Origin of the sequence: Pseudomonas sp. (assembly GCF_002796985.1) — a bacterium.
In the GTDB taxonomy this organism is placed as follows: domain Bacteria; phylum Pseudomonadota; class Gammaproteobacteria; order Pseudomonadales; family Pseudomonadaceae; genus Pseudomonas.
The window spans coordinates 153,410-170,686 of sequence record NZ_PEKX01000020.1 but is presented as its reverse complement, the minus strand read 5'-3'; the positions used below and the strand labels follow the sequence as shown (position 1 = coordinate 170,686).

Annotated in this window: 14 protein-coding genes; 6 read left to right on the top strand and 8 right to left on the bottom strand. The window is 66.4% G+C overall.

The genetic code is table 11. The features are described from left to right. The first annotated feature begins 180 nt into the window (after positions 1–180). Complete coding sequence (serB, locus tag CTR55_RS23175; RefSeq protein ID WP_296289737.1) at positions 181–1,392, top strand: phosphoserine phosphatase SerB; 1,212 nt, start codon at positions 181–183, stop codon at positions 1,390–1,392. A 318-nt stretch (positions 1,393–1,710) separates the two neighbouring features. Here the strand turns inward: serB and CTR55_RS23170 are convergent, their stop codons facing one another. The 6 genes from CTR55_RS23170 to CTR55_RS23145 all read right to left on the bottom strand — a co-directional run bounded on the left by CTR55_RS23170 (position 1,711) and on the right by CTR55_RS23145 (position 10,176). Next, positions 1,711–3,795, bottom strand: coding sequence for an EAL domain-containing protein (locus CTR55_RS23170; protein WP_296289735.1), 2,085 nt, complete (start codon positions 3,793–3,795; stop codon positions 1,711–1,713). A gap of 65 nt (positions 3,796–3,860) precedes the next feature. Then, positions 3,861–5,669, bottom strand: a complete 1,809-nt coding sequence (locus tag CTR55_RS23165; protein WP_296289734.1) for a molecular chaperone — start codon at positions 5,667–5,669, stop codon at positions 3,861–3,863. Between the two features lie 128 nt (positions 5,670–5,797). Further along, the gene (locus CTR55_RS23160; protein WP_296289731.1) at positions 5,798–6,775 is read right to left on the bottom strand and encodes an HPP family protein; all 978 of its coding nucleotides are present in this window, start codon (positions 6,773–6,775) and stop codon (positions 5,798–5,800) included. A 76-nt stretch (positions 6,776–6,851) separates the two neighbouring features. Next, entirely contained in the window at positions 6,852–7,721 is an 870-nt protein-coding gene (gene asd / locus CTR55_RS23155; protein ID WP_296289729.1) for an archaetidylserine decarboxylase, read from the bottom strand. 3 nt (positions 7,722–7,724) lie between these two features. Further along, positions 7,725–8,537: a thiosulfate sulfurtransferase gene (gene rhdA, locus CTR55_RS23150; RefSeq protein WP_296289727.1), complete on the bottom strand. Its 813-nt coding sequence runs from the start codon at positions 8,535–8,537 to the stop codon at positions 7,725–7,727. Between the two features lie 115 nt (positions 8,538–8,652). After that, positions 8,653–10,176 (bottom strand): HDOD domain-containing protein, encoded by a 1,524-nt coding sequence (locus CTR55_RS23145; protein WP_296289725.1) that lies wholly within the window; start codon positions 10,174–10,176, stop codon positions 8,653–8,655. 121 nt (positions 10,177–10,297) lie between these two features. Between CTR55_RS23145 and motA the strand changes: the two genes are divergently transcribed. Both motA and motB read left to right on the top strand, forming a co-directional pair. After that, the gene (gene motA, locus CTR55_RS23140; protein ID WP_296289724.1) at positions 10,298–11,149 is read left to right on the top strand and encodes a flagellar motor stator protein MotA; all 852 of its coding nucleotides are present in this window, start codon (positions 10,298–10,300) and stop codon (positions 11,147–11,149) included. Between the two features lie 15 nt (positions 11,150–11,164). Further along, the gene (gene motB / locus CTR55_RS23135) at positions 11,165–12,232 is read left to right on the top strand and encodes a flagellar motor protein MotB (protein WP_296289722.1); all 1,068 of its coding nucleotides are present in this window, start codon (positions 11,165–11,167) and stop codon (positions 12,230–12,232) included. A 155-nt stretch (positions 12,233–12,387) separates the two neighbouring features. Here the strand turns inward: motB and rsgA are convergent, their stop codons facing one another. After that, on the bottom strand, positions 12,388–13,419 hold the full coding sequence (gene rsgA / locus CTR55_RS23130; RefSeq protein ID WP_296289720.1) for a small ribosomal subunit biogenesis GTPase RsgA: 1,032 nt from the start codon (positions 13,417–13,419) through the stop codon (positions 12,388–12,390). A gap of 89 nt (positions 13,420–13,508) precedes the next feature. On the opposite strand from rsgA, the gene orn reads away from it, so the two are divergent. Beyond that, positions 13,509–14,051, top strand: a complete 543-nt coding sequence (gene orn / locus CTR55_RS23125) for an oligoribonuclease (RefSeq protein WP_296289718.1) — start codon at positions 13,509–13,511, stop codon at positions 14,049–14,051. Positions 14,052–14,150: 99 nt separating this feature from the next. Here the strand turns inward: orn and queG are convergent, their stop codons facing one another. Then, the gene (gene queG / locus CTR55_RS23120) at positions 14,151–15,212 is read right to left on the bottom strand and encodes a tRNA epoxyqueuosine(34) reductase QueG (protein WP_296289716.1); all 1,062 of its coding nucleotides are present in this window, start codon (positions 15,210–15,212) and stop codon (positions 14,151–14,153) included. 104 nt (positions 15,213–15,316) lie between these two features. Here queG and CTR55_RS23115 point away from each other — a divergent pair, with 104 nt between their 5' ends. Together CTR55_RS23115 and tsaE are read left to right on the top strand one after the other, a co-directional pair. Then, the gene (locus CTR55_RS23115; RefSeq protein ID WP_296289714.1) at positions 15,317–16,819 is read left to right on the top strand and encodes an NAD(P)H-hydrate dehydratase; all 1,503 of its coding nucleotides are present in this window, start codon (positions 15,317–15,319) and stop codon (positions 16,817–16,819) included. Continuing rightward, entirely contained in the window at positions 16,807–17,274 is a 468-nt protein-coding gene (tsaE, locus tag CTR55_RS23110; RefSeq protein ID WP_296289713.1) for a tRNA (adenosine(37)-N6)-threonylcarbamoyltransferase complex ATPase subunit type 1 TsaE, read from the top strand. The genes CTR55_RS23115 and tsaE overlap by 13 nt, the downstream gene beginning before the upstream one ends. Positions 17,275–17,277: the final 3 nt, after the last annotated feature.

The window sequence follows — 17,277 nt, the reverse complement described above, 5'->3', positions numbered from 1 at the left end:
GGGGCCCTTCTGAGGGGCAAAGCGCCGCAGGCCCTGTCAATACGACCGAAGCCGGAATGCCCCTGGGAAGTGGCCGTGAATCCGATCGACGGTGCCGCCCTCCGGGCGGGCGAGCGGAGCATCCGCAGGCCCGGAAAGCAGGTAGAATGGCTGCCTTTTTTCCATGGCGGAGACAGCGCCTTGCGCGAGATCGTCCTGATCAACATCACCGGGGAAGACCGCCCCGGCCTTACCGCTGCCATTACCGGCGTCCTGGCGCAGGGTGGCGTGAACATCCTCGATATCGGCCAGGCGGTGATCCACGACACCCTGTCCTTCGGCATCCTGGTGGAAATCCCGGATAACGAGCGGGCCTCGTCGGTGCTCAAGGACGTGCTGTTCACGGCCTACAAGCTCGACCAGCAGGTGCGCTTCACGCCGGTTTCCGAAGAGGATTACCGCCAGTGGGTCGGTGGCCAGGGCAAGCCGCGCCAGATCGTTACCCTGCTGACTCGTCGGGTAACCGCCGAGCAACTGCAGCGGGTCAGCTCGATCACCGCCAAGTATGGCCTGAACATCGACCAGATCGATCGCCTGTCCGGGCGCATGCCACTGGACATGCCGGCTGACGAGGGCAAGGGCTGCATCGAGTTTTCCGTGCGTGGCGAGCCGGAAGACCCCGTCGCACTGCGTGCCGAGTTCCTCAGCGTGGCCCAGGAACTGAACGTCGACATCGCCTTCCAGCAAGACTCGGTGTTCCGCCGCAACCGTCGCCTGGCGGTGTTCGACATGGACTCGACGCTGATCGAGGCCGAAGTGATCGACGAACTGGCCAAGGCCGCTGGCGTCGGCGAGCAGGTTTCCGAGATCACCGAACGCGCCATGCGTGGCGAGCTGGACTTCCGCGCCAGCTTCAAGGAGCGCCTGGCGCTGCTGCAGGGGCTGTCCGAGGACGTGCTGGAAGAGATCGGCGCTTCGCTGCGCCTGACTGAAGGCGCCGAAACGCTGTTCGCCGAGCTCAAGCGCCTGGGTTACAAGACCGCCATTCTTTCCGGCGGCTTCAGTTACTTCGCCAAGCAGTTGCAGGCCAAGCTGGGTATCGACTACGTGTTCGCCAACGAACTGCAAATCGTCGATGGAAAGCTGACCGGCGTAGCCATCGAGCCGATCGTTGATGCCCAGCGCAAGGCCGACCTGCTGCGCGAGCTGGCAGCGAAGGAAGGCTTGCAGCTTGAGCAGACGATTGCCGTGGGCGACGGTGCCAACGACCTGCCGATGCTCGGCCTGGCGGGCCTGGGCGTGGCGTTCCGCGCCAAACCGCTGGTCAAGCAGTCGGCCAAGCAGGCGATCTCCACCTTGGGCCTGGACGGCATCCTGTACCTGCTCGGCTTCCGTGACCGCGAAGGTGCCTGACCAGCGCTGATTCGTTGCCGCAAGGAAAAAGCCGCCCAAGGGCTAATGCCAGTCAGTTAAGGAAAAACGCCGCTTTTTCGTGAAGAGAAAGCGGCGTTTTTTGTGGCCTTTGGGGTAGCAGGAGGCTTCGGGTAACCTGAAACCAAGGCTTAACTGATCGGCATTAGCCCAGGGGTGGTTTTTTTGTTTTCGCAGGCTCTGGAGGGTTCGGCGTGAAGCGAACCCGATCGCGGACAGAGTCCGCTCCTACCCTCGGCCTGGGCGTAGGAGCGGACTCTGTCCGCGATCGATTCCCCCAATGCCGGAGCTCCGCCGTGGCTACTCGTCTGAGGCGAAGTCGTAGTCCATCGCCTGGCTCGGCCCCTGCAGGTAGCGGCCCTGGATGTAGTTGGCGCCGGCCTGCCACAGGGTGGCGAGAGCCGTGGCGCTTTCCACCATGGGGACGATGGTCAGCTTGGCCTGGGCATGCAGGCTGGCCATCAGGGTTTTCAGGTTCTCCTGGTTCTCCGCGGTGTTCAAATCCTGCACGTAGGAACCGTCGACCTTCACGAAGTCGACGTTCATGTGCTTAAGGGTATTGAACGGATTCAGCGCGCAGCCGAACTGGCACAGCGCAATCTGGCAATGCAGATCGGCCAGGCCCTGGCTCAGAATCTTGGCCTGGCGCAGGTAGGCGATGGCGTCCGGTTCGTTGATCTGCACGATCAGCGCATCGGCCGGCAGGCGGGAGGCCTTCAAGGCCACGCTGAGCCAGGACAGCAGTTCCGGGTCCTGCAGGCTGGGTCCGGAGAGATGCACGAAGAGCTTGGTCTCATGGCCCTTGGCGCGGTGCTCGGAAAGCAGCTTGATGGAGTTGAGCAGCACCCAGCGGTCGATCTTTTCAGCCAGGCCGCTGGCCTTGGCCGCATTGAGGAAGTCCGCCGGCGGTATCTCTTCGCCCTGCGGGTTGAGCAGGCGCAGGAGGACTTCGTAGTGTTCGTGGGTATCGCCACGCAGGCTGATGATCGGCTGGAACAGCAGGCGGAAACTGTTCTGCTCCAGGGCCTGGCGGATGATCGCAACGATGTCGCCACGGTGGGCGGCGGCGGCGAGCTCATCGGCCGGGTTGAAGACTTTCAGGCCGTTGCCATCCTTTTGCGCGATTGCATCGGCGCCGCGGTGGGCGCGTTCGATGACTTCCTGGGTGCGGGTGGTCTTCTCGTCCAGCCCGGCGGTGCCGATGGACAGGGTGACCTGCGCGGTGCGGCCATGAATATCGAACAGGTGGCTTTCGATCTTCTTCAGCAGAGCGGAGAAGCGCGGCGCGGATTGCTCCGGGGTTTCGCCCGGCAGCAACACGGCGAACACGTCGTCGCTCAGGCGTGCCAACTGGGCCTGCTCGGGGAACTGTCCACGCAGCAGATTACCCAGGTCCGCCAGCAGCAGGTCGATGCTGGCGACGCCGAGAGTGAGCTGCAGGGTCTGGGCGCGGTCGAGTTGCATGTAGGCAAAGGTCGCCGACTGGCCGGCGGTCACCGCGCGCTCCACGGCGCTGTCCATCAGGTCGAGGAAGTGGGCGCGGTTGTACAGGCCGGTGACCAGGTCCTGGCTGCTGACTTCGCGGAGTTTTTCCTCGAGCTGGGCATTATCGGATTCGGCGCGGATCACCACCTGGATGCATGGCTCGCCATCGTAGGTGGCCGGCGAGAAGGTCATGCGCGCGGCGAAGGCCTGGCCGTCGCTGCGGATACCGCTGCAGGCGAGGTCGGCGTTGTCTTCAGTGCTTTCCCTGATTTTGGGGTAGCCCTTGAGGAAATCCTTGAAGGTTGCCTGGTCGCAGCCGGCGATCAGGTCGATCATCGGCATGCCTTCCAGCTCTTCGGCGTCTTCGTAGCCGAACAGGCCGACATAGGCGCGGTTGGCGTAGATGTGCATGCCGTCGTGGACGTAGGTGATGGCGTCCACCGAGCTGTCCAGCAGCAATTGGCAGCGCTTCTCTGCTTCGCGCAGGGCGACTTCAGCTGAGCGGCGAGCGCGACGTTCCTCGAGGTTCGCCAGCTCGCGGTTGGCCACCAGGATCAGGCGCTCGTCCTCGCCTTGCGGCAGGGCATCCTGCGCGCCAAGAGCGAGAGCCTCGGTGACGGCATCGGAATCGTTGCCGCTGACCAGCTGGATGAAGGGAATATCCTTGGCCTGGCGGCGGATGGCGCCCAGCGCTTCGCTGGGGTCCAGCGCCTCGGCGTCGGGTGCGGCGATCAGCAGATCCCAGCCCTGGGGCAGGATCTCCGTCAAGTCTTCGCTGGAGGTAATGCGGTGGACGCGGGTCGCACGACCCGCGTTGCGGAACAGGCTGACCAGGCGCTCGGCTTCGTTCTGCGAGTCTTCGAGGATCAGCAGGCGGATGGTTTTCTTTTCATTGGCCATGGGGAAGGCTGCTTATACCGCGCTGGACGGCAGCAAATAGGCGACGAATGGGAATTCACTGGAATCTACAGAGACTTCCACAGTGAGTCAAAGTCTTCCTCCCCACCAGCGCCGCGAGCATTCGCTGCTGTGATGGGTTTATCGCTCGGTAGCCCGGCAGCGTCCTGTGCCTGGTATTCGAACTGGGTGAAGCTGGCGGTGGCGGTGACCTTGCGGGTCAGGGTGGCGCGGCGTTCGTCCCCGTGCAGGTTGAGCTGCACGCGATTGCCCTCCTGGAAGGGCAGGCGCGGGGTAATGACGGTGGCCGGGCGGGAGATCGCGGCGATCTCCGGCAGCAGCAGGGCACGCAGGTACTGGCTGCCCTGTTCGGTCTTGCGCAGCAGTTGCAGGCCGCAGGGTTGGGCGAGCGGGGCGATCAGTTCGATACCCATTTGCGTGCCGCCGCCACGGACCTGGCGGATCCAGCGCACGACGGCGACGCTCCAGCTGTGCTCAGGGGTGTCCTGGATGCCGAGCAATTCGCCGGCCTGCAACTGGCTGGGGATTTCCTTCGGCCAGGTCAGGCAGTAACCGCCCGGGCTGTGGTTGACGATGGGCAGGGTGAATACCGGGTAGTCGTCGCGCTGGGTTTCCGGCGCCGCGCCGAGAAGAGAGTCATCGGCGGTGCGTGGCGAGGTGTATTCGATTTCCTCCAGCGGCATGCCGGGTTGCCAGTCGTTGACCTTCTGCGCGTCGAAGGCGCCGGACCAGGCGTCTTTCACGTCAGCCTTGAAGGTCGGTGCCTGCTCCTGCACCTGGATCTTCAGCAGGTCATTGAAGCCTCTGCGGCCGGCGAGGAAGTAGTGCAAGGCGCTCATGCCGATGCACAGGGTCAGTTGGCCCTGGCCGGGGGTGCGGTGGAAGGTACGCTCGGCAATGTCACCCCAGGCCGCGGCAAGGTGCTGCAGCAAATCGATGCTGACGCCCTCGGGTACTTTCAGGCGGGCCTGCGCACGGTTTTCCGGCGGCAGCAGCAGGTATTCGCGGATCACGTCCACCAGTGGCTGTGGGTCGATGCCGAGGGCGCCAGCGAGGTCGCTGTCCTTGAACAGGGTGCGGTAGCGCGGTGGACCATCGACCTGCGGCACCACCACGAACAGCGTGGAGGGCGCATCGGCGGGCTGCACTTTCACCTGCGCGGCCCAGCTTTCGAGGACTTCCGCGACGCGGGCGATGTTGTTCTGGCGCATCTGGTTGCAGCGTGCAGAGCCGAGCATCAACGCCACCAGGTAGGCGTGCTCGATGGACAGGCTCTGGGACTGACGCGCCAAGGCATCGCGCACGGGGGTGTGCTGCAGGCCGTGCTGGCGGGCCAGTTGGTAGAGCTGGTGGAGTTCCAGCCAGAGGTTTTCCGGTACCGGGCAGTACAGCTGCGAGGCCCGCGCCAGTGGGCCGCAGAGGCTGCGGATGGCGCGCTGGAGGGCAGCGGTCATGACCTGGGCGCGCTCGCGGGTGAAGCGCGAGGCTTCGCGCACGACGATCAGCTTGTAGCCGATGGCCAGGTGGTTCTGCAGTGCCTGGCAGAGGTTGGCGACCTTGCGCGGACGCTCGTCCAGGACGATGGACTGGTTGAGGAAGTGGCGTTCCAGGTTATGGCAGACGAAGTGGACTTCCGGGCGGAACAGTTCCAGCAACTGCAGGCGCGTCTCGACCGGCAGCTTGAGCTGGTTGAGTTCGATGAGCCCCTGGTAGAGCTGACGGGCAGTCTCTCCGAGGTTGGCCTTGGGCAGATGATCCAGCCAGCTTTTCAGCTCGCGCGCATTGGCGGTGCAGAAGCTCAGGCTCTCGTGCGTCGGGGTGGGGACACGTAGAAACTGCTGGGGACTGTTGTCCATGGTTCGAATGGGTTCTCCACAATCTGGCTCGTTGTACGAACCAGTTGGTCATGGCCGTAAGCTTTTTCCGAACTCTAGCAGCATCCGCTGCCCGCCGCAGCCCATCGCCCGGCTAGTGCGCGGACAGGTCACGGCAGCGGTGTTTCACCGGTTATCTGGCGTTGCAGGGCGATCTTGGCCGACTCCTGCGCGCTCACGCGGACCCAGCCATCGCCCTGGGCCACTACGGCGTGGGCGGCCCAGTCGAGCAGGTCCTGGCGCCGGCAGACGCCGGTGTTGCCCTTGCCGGCACCGCTGACCACCTTGTAGACCACCTGGTCCTGGCGCCCGCGCTTGTCCGGGTGGTCGTCGATCACCTGGCGCACGGCCCAGGCATCGCCGCTCAGGGCGTTGCTGTAGCTGGCGCCGAGCAGGACGTCGTCGGGCGTCAGGCGCTGAGCCTTGGCGTGTTCCTGGGCCAGCTGGAGGATTTTCAGCAGGTCGTCGAACTGTACGTCGATGTAGGAATCCATCTTGCGCAGCGCGTGGTAGAGGTCTTCGGGCGAAGGCCCCGCGGGCAGCTTCGGCGTGGCCGGCAGCCGCGCCAGGGGCGCGGGGTAACGGCGCCAGGCGAACAGCCCATTGAAGGCCACGGCCACCGCGAGGATCAGCACCACGTTGAGCAGCACCGGGCTGAGCGCGTAGTGGAAACCCAGGGCTGTGATCGCCGGCCCCCCGGAAACTGCCGCCAGCGCGGTAGCGCCGCCCGGAGGATGGATGCAGCGCGCGTAGTGCATGACCAGGATTGCCGCGCCGACAGCGAGGGCGGGGGTAAAGGGCTGGTCCGGAAAGAGTCTCTGGCAGATCACCCCGACTATCGCCGAGAGCACCTGGCCGCCGAGTACCGCCCAGGGTTGCGAGAGCGCACCGTGGGGTACAGCGAACAGCAGCACGGCGCTGGCGCCCATGGAGGCGACGACCCAGATGGCGGCTTCGCCAGGCAGGACCCAGTGGGTGACGGCATAGATAGCGGCGATGCCGCACAGCGCTCCGATAGCGGAGAGCCATTTTTCAAGATGGCTGGTGGCGTTGGCCCGCCAGCCCATCAGATGCAGGAAACGATTCATGGCAGGGAACTAGCACGATGAGGCAAAAAACAGTGGCGGGCAGCTCGTTGGCCGCCCGCCTTATGGACAGTGGGCCTTAGCCCTGGCGCGCGCCACCCAGGCGCTCGCCCATGCGCACGGCGCTGGTGGCGGTGAGGTTTTCCGCCCAGCTCACCTGCTCGGGTCCGAACAGCACGATGGCGGTGGAGCCCAGCTTGAAGCGGCCCAGCTCGGCGCCTTTCTCCAGGTGGATCGGCGCACGGGCGGCTTCGTCATAGGAGAACGACTTCAGCTCACGCTTGGGCGGCGTGACCAGGCCGGCCCACACGGTTTCGATGGAGGCGACGATCATCGCCCCCACCAGCACCACGGCCATCGGCCCGCGCTCGGTGTCGAAGAGGCACACCACGCGCTCGTTGCGGGCGAACAGCTCGGGCACCTGCTCGGCGGTCAGCTGGTTCACCGAGAACAGTCGGCCCGGCACGTAGACCATCTCGCGCAGGGTGCCGGCTAGCGGCATGTGCACGCGGTGGTAGTCCTTGGGCGACAGGTAGACGGTGGCGAACTCGCCGCCCATGAAGGGGGCGGCGCGCTCGGCGTCGCCGCCCAGCAGTTCCATCAGGCTGTAGCTGTGGCCCTTGGCCTGGAACACGCGGCCGTGCTCGATCGGGCCGAGCTGGCTGATGGCGCCGTCGGCGGGGCAGAGTACCGCGCCGGCAGTTTCGTCCAGCGGGCGCGCGCCGTCTTTCAGGGCGCGGGTGAAGAACGCGTTGAAGTGCTCGTAGGCGGCCAGGTCTTCGACCTGGGCTTCACGCATGTCGACCCGATAGCGGCGGGCGAACCAGGGGATCAGGCGGTCCTTGAACCAGGGCGCACGGCACTCCGCGGCGCAGCCGATCAGGCGCGACAGCAGGTGATGCGGCAGCAGGTACTGGCTGAGGATGAACAGACGATCTTTGAACGACATTCCTTAAACCTCTACGGGGGTGTCGGGATGGTTGCCCCATTCCGACCAGGAGCCGGCGTAGCCCTTGACCCGCGGATAGCCGAGGGCCTTGGCCACCAGATAGGTGAAGCCGGAACGGTGGTGAGTCTGGCAGTGGGTGATCACTTCCTTGTCCGGGGTGATGCCCAGGTCCTTGAGGATCTGCGGCATATCGGTACGGATGCGCAGGGCGCGGGCCGGGTCCATGCCGGCGGTCCATTCGAAATTGACGGCGCCGGGCACATGGCCGGCCTTGGCGGCGAGCACTTTCTGGCCGCTGTACTCGCTGGGGTTGCGCGCGTCCCAGACGGCCAGGTCGGCGGCGCCCAGGCGGCTCTGCAGGTATTCGCGAGTGGCGGTGGGCTCGTCGTGCAGGGTCAGCGGCAGCGGGCCGCCGACCGGCGCGGGGATTTCCTGGCTCAGCGGCAGGTCGTCGGCGAGCCAGGCATGCAGGCCGCCGTCGACATAGTGGTAACGGTGGTGGCCGATAACATCCAGCAGCCAGATGAAGCGGCCGGCCCAGCCGCCGCCTTCGTCGTCGTAGACCACGTAGACGGCATCGGGGTTGTGGCCCAGTTCGCCGAACAGCGCTTGCAGGTCGGCCTTGGCCGGCAGCAGGCCGGGCGCCGGGCCGCCCAGTTGGGTGCGCGCGGGGGCAACGAAGCGGGCACCAGGGATGTGGCCTTGCGCGTAGCGCGCGGCGCTGGTCAGGTCGACCAGGATCAGCTCGGGGGCGTCGAGACGGCTGGCGAGGTCAGCCGGTTCGATCACCAGGGGCAGGGCGGAGAAGGCGGACATGTCGGAGTCTCCCGGCGGGAACGGTGGGGGGAGGCAACGTGAGCAGGCGCCCTGGGCTACCCCGTGAGGGCGGTTAGTTTAAAGGGGACGCGGCGGGGCGCAAACCTTTCCCGGATCAGCCGCCCCGTGCCATCTGCTTCACCGCGTGTTCGACGCACTGTGCGGTGCGGCCGAAGGCCTGGGCGTGCAGGTCCGCCAGCGGCTGCCCGTTGCGGTCTGAAATGATCAGCATGATCACCCGCGCGCCGTTGCCCAGCGAGCGCAGCAGCAGGTGTTCGCTGGGGATCAGCGCCTTCAGCGAACCGGGAATCAGCGCCGAGAATTCGGCCATGTTGGCCGGGCTCAGGCGCAATTGCCCGGGTTGTTGCAGGAGTTTGCGCAGCAGCGGGCTGGCGCTGACTTCCAGCTTGAAGTCGGCGATTTCGCTGCTCAGACCGAAGTGCCGGCGGGCCTGCAGCCAGCCCCCGGTCTTGTCGGCCAGCAGGATCAGTCCGCGTTGCAGCCCGCAGGCTTGCAGGGCGGCGGTGGTGCAGTCGAGCAGTTGCACGGCATTGCCGAATGGGCTGGGCGTCTGCATCAGGCGCGTGCAGTGCTGGCGCCATTCGGCCAGGGTGTCTGGCGCTCTGGCCGGTTCCGCGGCCTTCGGGCCGTTGAGCCAGCGACGTGCCTCCCAGGGCCAGAGCAGCGCCTGGGCCGGGTGCCAGAGTTGCGGGCGGGCGTGGCGCCGGGCGCTCTGTGCGGCGAGGCCGTGGACGGTCTGCTGCAGTTCCTCCAGCGGCATCTGCAGATAGAGGCTGGTCAGGCGCTGCCAGCGCAGCATGTGCACACCGCCCCAGGATTGGTGGGCGGCCATCGCCAGGCTGTTGGCGAGGAGGATGGTGTTGGCCGGCCGGGTCAGCCAGCGTTGCAGTTCCGGGTCGGCATCCAGGCGTTGCTGCTGGCCGAGCGGGTCGTGCGCGGTGTGGGCGACGTGCAGGGCGCGCACCAGCAGACGCTTGTCGTCACTGAGCAGGGCATAGCCCTGGCCGACCCAGTCCGGCAGGCGCCAGCGCTCGGCCAGCTCGCGGCAAAGCGGCAGCAGGCGGGTGCCGAGCAACTCTTCCTCGACTTCGCTGCTGCAGCGACCCAGGCCATAGACCTGGCGCTGCCAGTTCTCCAGCAGTTCCGGTTTGGCGGTGGCCAGCGCCCACAGCGGCGCCAGGGTGAACAGGCTGCCCCAGTGGATTTCCTGCCAGAGTCGCGCCAGGCGGTTGGCGAACAGGCCACTGGCCTGCTGCATGGCGTGGCGGCTGATCAGCAGCAACTGGCTCAGAGCGCGGGGCATCTGCGCCTCGGGCACCGCCGGCAAGCTGTCGAGCAATTGGCTGGCGCGGGCCAGGCCCAGGCGGTTAAGGGCGACTTCCAGGCTTTCCGCCGGGTTGTCCCGTGCGCTCTGCGCGCGGTTGGCCTCGCGCAGGATGGCGAAGGCCAGGGTCGGTGCGTCCTGCAGCAGGTCGGCGATGTCGCGGATCGAGCGGCGACTGTCGTTCAGCGCCCGGCGAATGTCATCGCGCTGCTCCAGGGGGACGGGCAACGGCAGCACTTCCAGCTGGGCAAGCCAGGCCTTGAGACGCTCGGGATGAAGCACTTGGTTAGACATGCGGGAGGCGCCGAACTGGTTTTTAGTGTTTTCGGCCTATAGTCTTGCCCGAAATTTCCGATAACAACAGGGAGGCGGGAAACATGCCTCCCTTTCTGTTCACCGTTTCAGTCCGGTCCCCATGGCAAAAATCATCGGCATCATCGTCATTCTGGGCAGCGTCCTCGGCGGCTACATGCTCTCCGGCGGCAAGATCGCGGCCATCATCCAGCCGTTCGAAGTGCTGATCATCGTCGGCGCGGCGCTGGGGGCTTTCCTCCAGGCCAACCCTGGCAGCACCTTCATGACCGTGCTGAAGAAGGCGCCGAAGATGTTCGGCAACCGCTTCACCCACACCTTCTACCTGGAAGTGCTGGGGATGCTCTACGAAGTGCTCAACAAGAGTCGTCGCGAAGGCATGATGGCCATCGAGGCCGACGTCGAGGACCCGACCGCCAGCCCGATCTTCAGCAAGTACCCGGCGGTGCTCAAGGACGAACGCATGACCGCGTACGTCTGCGACTACCTGCGCATCATGTCCTCCGGCAACATGGCGCCCCACGAGCTGGAGGGCCTGTTCGACATGGAGCTGGGCAGCCTCAAGGAAGATCTGGAGCACCCGGCCCATGCCGTGACCCGCGTGGCCGACGCCCTGCCGGGCTTCGGTATCGTCGCCGCGGTATTGGGCATCGTGATCACCATGGCCTTGCTCGGCCAGGGCAGCCAGGCGGAGATCGGCCACCACGTCGCCGCGGCCCTGGTGGGGACCTTCCTCGGTATTCTCGCCGCCTACGGTTTCGTCGGCCCGTTGGCCAACGCCCTGGAGCATGACGCCAAGGAAGAGCTGAACCTCTACGAATCGATCAAGGCCTGCCTGGTCGCATCCGCCTCCGGCATGCCGCCGTCGCTGGCCGTCGAATTCGGCCGCAAGGTGCTGCTGCCGGCGCATCGCCCGAGCTTCAGCGAGCTGGAGCAGGCCGTTCGCGGTCGCTGATAGGTCGTCTGACGCATGGATAACAACCAGCCGATCATCGTCAAACGCATCAAGCGCTATGCCGCCGGCCACCATGGCGGTAGCTGGAAGATCGCCTTTGCCGACTTCGCTACCGCCATGATGGCGTTCTTTCTCGTGCTCTGGCTGCTGTCCTCGGCCACGCCGGAGCAGAAGAAGGCCATTTCCGGCTACTTCCAGGACCCCATTGGTTTCACCGAGAGCGCCAGCCCCTACGTCATCGACCTGGGCGGCACGCCGACGCCGGCGCCGGACAAGACCCTGAACCCACAGATCCAGGCCCAGCCGGACGCCGATGAGACGCGGATCAACCCGGACGAGAACGCCAAGGTCAATGAGCAGCAGGCGGAAAGCATCGCCGAGCAGGTCGAAAAGGAACGTCTGGAACTGCTGCTGCAGGAGTTGCAGAACAAGGTCGACGAGAACCCGACCCTGAAGCGCTTCAAGGACCAGATCCTCTTTGAGATCACCCAGGATGGCCTGCGCATCCAGATCGTCGACTCGGATAACCGGCCGATGTTCGACCTGGGCAGTGCGCGCCTGCAGTCGTACTTCGAAGACATCCTGTTGGCACTGGCCGAGACCATCAAACAGGTGCCGAACAAGATCAGCATCAGCGGCCACACCGACGCCAAGCCTTACGCGGGCAACGGCGAGTTCGGCAACTGGGAGCTCTCGGCCAACCGCGCCAACGCCGCGCGCCGCGCGCTGGAAGCGGGTGGCTACCCGGAAGACCAGATCGCCCGCGTGGTCGGCTACGCCTCTTCGGCGCTGTTCGATCGCGATAAGCCGCTGAACCCGGTGAACCGTCGCATCGACATCATCGTCCTGACCAAGAAGGCCCAGCGCGCCATCGAGGGGCAGGATGGCGGGGTGGAAAAACCTGCCGACGGGACCGCTCCGGCAACTCCGGGCGCTGCCGCGCCGGCTGCGCCCAATGGTGCGCCTGCCCAGCCAGCGGCCGGGCAGGGCGACCCGCTGCCGCCGGACCAGCTCAAGCAGAAGCTCAACCTGTTCGACGACGGCGGCACGCTGAAACTCGATGAGCTGAACAAGCAGCAGTGAGAAACCAGAAGGCCAGCTGAGAAGCTGGCCTTCTTCGTTGCGGCTGTCGCGTTATGGGGCGGTGAGACAGGCTCTTCGTAGGAGAGAGCTTGCTCGCGAACGGCTCCGCAGGGGAGTTGTTCGCGAGCAAGCTCGCTCCTACAGGTATCCGCCGATCAGTACTCGTCTGCCGGCAGGCTGGAGAGGATGTGTCGGTAGCTGGCCATCCGCTGCGGCGAAATGCGCCCGTCTTCCAGCGCCTTGAGCAGCGCGCAGCCCGGCTCACGGTCGTGCTTGCAGTCGCGGAAGCGGCAGTGGCCGAGCAGATCATGGAATTCGATGAAGCCTGCTTCCACGTCGTCACGGCTGACATGGCCGAGGCCGAATTCGCGGATGCCGGGGGAGTCGATCAGGTCGCCGCCGGCGGGGAAATGGAACAGCCGTGCGGTGGTGGTGGTGTGGGTGCCCTTGCCGGTGACTTCCGAGAGGTCGCCAACACGGGTGTCGACGCCTGGAAGCAGCGCGTTCACCAGAGAAGACTTGCCCACGCCGGACTGGCCGACAAACACGCTGACGTGCTCGTTCAGCGCGGCGCGCAGGGCGTCCAGCGCCAGGCCGTTGGCGGCCGAGACTTCCAGCAGCGGGTAGCCCAGCTCGCGGTAGGTGCCCAGCAGCGAGTCGAGGAAGGGGGCGTTCTCCTCGTCGATCAGGTCGGCCTTGTTCAGCAGCAGCAGCGGCTTGATACCAGCGTGCTCGGCGGCCACCAGGTAACGGTCGATCAGGTTGGCGTGGGGCTCGGGGCGCGGCGCGAAGACAATGACGATGCGGTCGACGTTGGCCGCCACCGGCTTGAGCACGCCGCGCATGTCCGGGCGGCGCAGCTCGGAAGTTCGCGGCAACTGCGCGACGATCACCCCGATGCCCTGGTTGCCGGGGCGCCAGACCACCTGGTCGCCCGTCACCAGGGGTGGCAGGTTGGCGCGCAGGTGGCAACGGAACACCTGGCCGGCGTGGTCGCCGTCCTGGGCTTCGACTTCTACCTGCACACCGAAGTGGGCGATCACCTGGCCGGTCTGTTCCGCGCCCAGGTCGCCGCCTTCCAGATCTTCCAGCGCACGCGACTCGCGCTTGGCCGCGCGGGCGGCCCGCTCTTCCTGGACTTTTTCGATGCGCCAGCTTTGCCGGCGGGTGAGGTGACGCTTGGCCATAGGGTATCCACAGGGAAAATCGCGCCGCAGTTTAGCATGCAGCGGCGTGCTTCCCGCTAAACTAGAGGGCTGAGCTGAGGAGCCCCATCATGCAGAACCCGCAGAACCTGATCTGGATCGACCTGGAAATGACCGGGCTGGACCCGGACAAGGACGTCATCATCGAGATGGCAACCATCGTCACCGACAGTGAGCTGAACATCCTCGAGGAAGGCCCGGTGATCGCCGTGCACCAGAGCGAGGCGCTGCTCGCCGGCATGGACGAGTGGAACACCCGCCAGCACGGCCAGTCCGGCCTGACCCAGCGTGTGCGCGAAAGCACCATCTCGGCGGCCGAGGCTGAAGCGGCGACCATCGCCTTCCTGGAAAAGTGGGTGCCCAAGCGCAGCTCGCCGATCTGTGGCAACAGCATCTGCCAGGACCGCCGCTTCCTCTACCGGCACATGCCCAAGCTGGAAGGCTATTTCCACTACCGCAACCTGGACGTCTCCACCCTCAAGGAACTGGCCGCACGCTGGGCCCCGGCGGTGCGTGACGGCTTCAAGAAGGGCAACACCCACCTGGCGCTGGACGACATCCGCGAGTCCATCGCCGAGCTGCGCTATTACCGCGAGCATTTCATCAAGGTCTGACCGGCGTGATTCTGCTCTTGTAGGAGCGAGCTTGCTCGCGAACAACCTCCGCTGCGGGGCTGCTCGCGAGCAAGCTCGCTCCTACGAAAAGCCTTCGCGTCAAACGTTGTGCCGGCCCAGCGCCCACTGCACATGCTCGCGCACCAGTTCCGACGGGAACTCGCGCCGCGCGCGCAGCGCCTCGATCACCGGGATGGTCGACGGCGCATTGCCCAGCCCTACCGCCAGGTTGCGCAGCCAGCGCTCGTAACCCGCCCGCCGCAACGGCGAGCCCTCGGTGCGGCTGAGGAATTCTTCTTCCGTCCACAGGAACAGCTCCGCCAGCGCAGCGTTGTCCAGGCTGTGGCGTGGCCGGAAGTCGCCCTGGTCGGTGGCGCGGGCGAAGCGGTTCCACGGGCAGACCATCTGGCAGTCGTCGCAGCCGAACACGCGGTTGCCGATCAGCGGGCGCAGGTCTTCGGGTATCGGGCCCTTCAGCTCGATGGTCAGGTAGGAAATGCAGCGCCGCGCATCCAGCACATAGGGCGCGACGAAGGCGGCGGTGGGGCAGATGTCGATGCAGGCCGAGCAGCGCCCGCAGTGCTCGGTGCCGTGGGGGGCATCCACCGGCAGCGGCAGGTCGGTGAACAGCTCGCCGAGGAAGAAGTAGCTGCCGGCCTTGCGGTTGAGTACCAGGGTGTTCTTGCCGATCCAGCCCAGGCCCGACTGCTCGGCGATGGCCTTTTCCAGCACCGGCGCGCTGTCGACGAAGGCGCGGAAGCCGAACGGTCCGACCTGTTGCTGGATGCGCTCGGCCAGCTGTTGCAGGCGCTTGCGGATCAGCTTGTGGTAGTCGCGGCCCAGGGCGTAGCGCGAGACGTAGGCTTTCTCGGCATCCCCCAGTACCTGCGCCATGCGCGTGTCGCCGGGCAGGTAGTCCATGCGCAGGGAGACCACCCGCAGGGTGCCGGGCACCAGTTCGTCCGGCCGCCAGCGCTTGCTGCCGTGGGCGCCCATGTAATCCATCTCGCCGTGGTAGCCCGCCTCCAGCCAGCGTTGCAGGTGCTCGCCGTGGGCCTCCAGGTCGAGCCCGCTGATGCCGACTTGCTGGAAGCCGAGTTCGCGCCCCCAGTCCTTGATGGAGCGGGCGAGGTCGGCGTAGTCGAGTGTCGAATCGTGCATGGAAGGCGAGAAAGCGAAGTTGGGGTGCGTATAATTCTGCCAGACCTTGCCGGCGTCGGCCCGCCCGAACGCCAAGGCGACACAATCTGCCGCCCGGAACCGCGATGACTGCCGACGCCCACGACGCCCTGCCCCTGAACCTCTACAGCGCCCAGCAAGTGCGCGACCTCGACGCGCGCCTGATCGCCGCCGGCACGCCCGGCTTCGAGCTGATGCGCCGCGCCGCCCATGCTGCCTGGCGCGCTCTGCGCCGCCGCTGGCCGGACGCGGGCGAAATCACTGTGCTGGCCGGCCACGGCAACAACGCCGGCGACGGCTATCTGATTGCCGCTCTGGCCCTGCGCGCAGGCTGGCGCGTGCGCGTGCTGGCGGTCGGGGATGCGTCGCGTCTTTCCGGCGATGCCGCTTCGGCCCATGGCGAAGCGCGCTCGGCCGGCGTGGATATCGAGGCCTGGAGCGAGCGCGCCGAACTGCGCGGCGTGCTGGTGGATGCCCTGTTGGGCACCGGCCTTGGCGGCGAAGTGCGCGAGCCCTATGCCTCGGCCATCGCGGCGATCAATGCCGGCGGCCTGCCGATACTGGCGGTGGACATTCCCTCCGGCCTCAGCGCCGATACCGGGCAGGTGCTGGGCTGCGCAGTGAAGGCTGACCTGACCGTGACTTTCATCGGTCTCAAGCTCGGGCTGTTTACCGCCAGTGGCCCGGACCAGTGCGGCGAGCTGACGTTCGACGGGCTGGACGCCGATCCTGCTCTGATTGCCGATGAATGCCTGGCTTACCGGCTCGCTCCGGCGTCGCTGGTCCGTCTGGCGGCACGCCCGAAGGCTGCGCACAAGGGCCAGTTCGGCCATGCGCTGGTGATCGGTGGCGACTCCGGGATGGGAGGCGCTGTGCTGCTGGCGGCGGAAAGCGCGCTGCGTTGTGGCGCCGGGCTGGTCTCCCTGGCGACTCGCGCCGCTCACGTGCCGGCCGCTCTGGCGCGCCGCCCCGAACTGATGGCGCGCGGCGTCTCCTCTTCCGCGGAGCTGCTGCGTCTGGCCGAGCGTGCCGATGTGCTGGTGGTCGGCCCCGGTGTTGGTCGTGAAGCCTGGGGGCGGGTGCTGGTCAGCGCTGCGGCGAGCCTGGAGCGCCGGCAGGTGTGGGATGCCGATGCGCTCAATCTGCTGGCCGAGGGTCGGGTGTCGCGCCCGTCCGGCGACTGGGTGATCACTCCCCATCCCGCCGAAGCGGCGCGGCTGCTGGGTGTTTCCACCGTCGAGGTCCAGGCGGACCGGCCCAAGGCTGCACGCGCGCTGGCGCAGCGCTACCAGGCGGTGGTGGTGCTCAAGGGCGTCGGTAGTCTGATCGCGTCCCCGGACGGCCCGCTGGCGCTGTGCAGTCACGGCCATCCGGCCATGGCGGGCGCTGGGTTGGGGGACGTGCTGTCCGGCGTCATTGGCGCCCTGCTGGCGCAGGGCCTGCCCGCTTTCGATGCCGCCTGTCTGGCCGTCTGGCTGCATGCGCGCGCCGGTGAATCGCTCGGCGCGCAAGGTCGCGGTCTGGCGGCCACCGATCTGATTCCTGCCGTTCGTCAGTTGCTCGAGGAGCTGTCTCCATGCCTGAACTGAATCTGTTCGCCGAGGGCGAAGAGGCCATGTATGACCTGGGCCGTCGCATCGCCGAAGCGACCGGTGGGCGCGGGGTGATTTATCTGCACGGAGACCTGGGGGCGGGCAAGACCACGCTGTCACGCGGCATCCTGCGGGGATTGGGCCATGGCGGAGCGGTAAAAAGTCCGACCTTCACCCTGGTCGAGCCTTACGAAATCGGCGATATCCGCGCCTTCCACTTCGACCTTTATCGCCTCGCCGACCCGGAGGAGCTGGAGTTCCTTGGCATTCGCGACTACTTCGAGGGCGACGCTCTGTGCCTGATCGAGTGGGCGGAGCGCGGCAAAGGCATTTTGCCAAAGGCCGACATGGACATTACCATTGTTCCGCATGCGGGCGGACGCATGCTGCGCCTCGACCTGCACGGAACACGGGGCGAAGCCTGGTGTGCCGCCCTGGCCACGGGAGCATAGAAA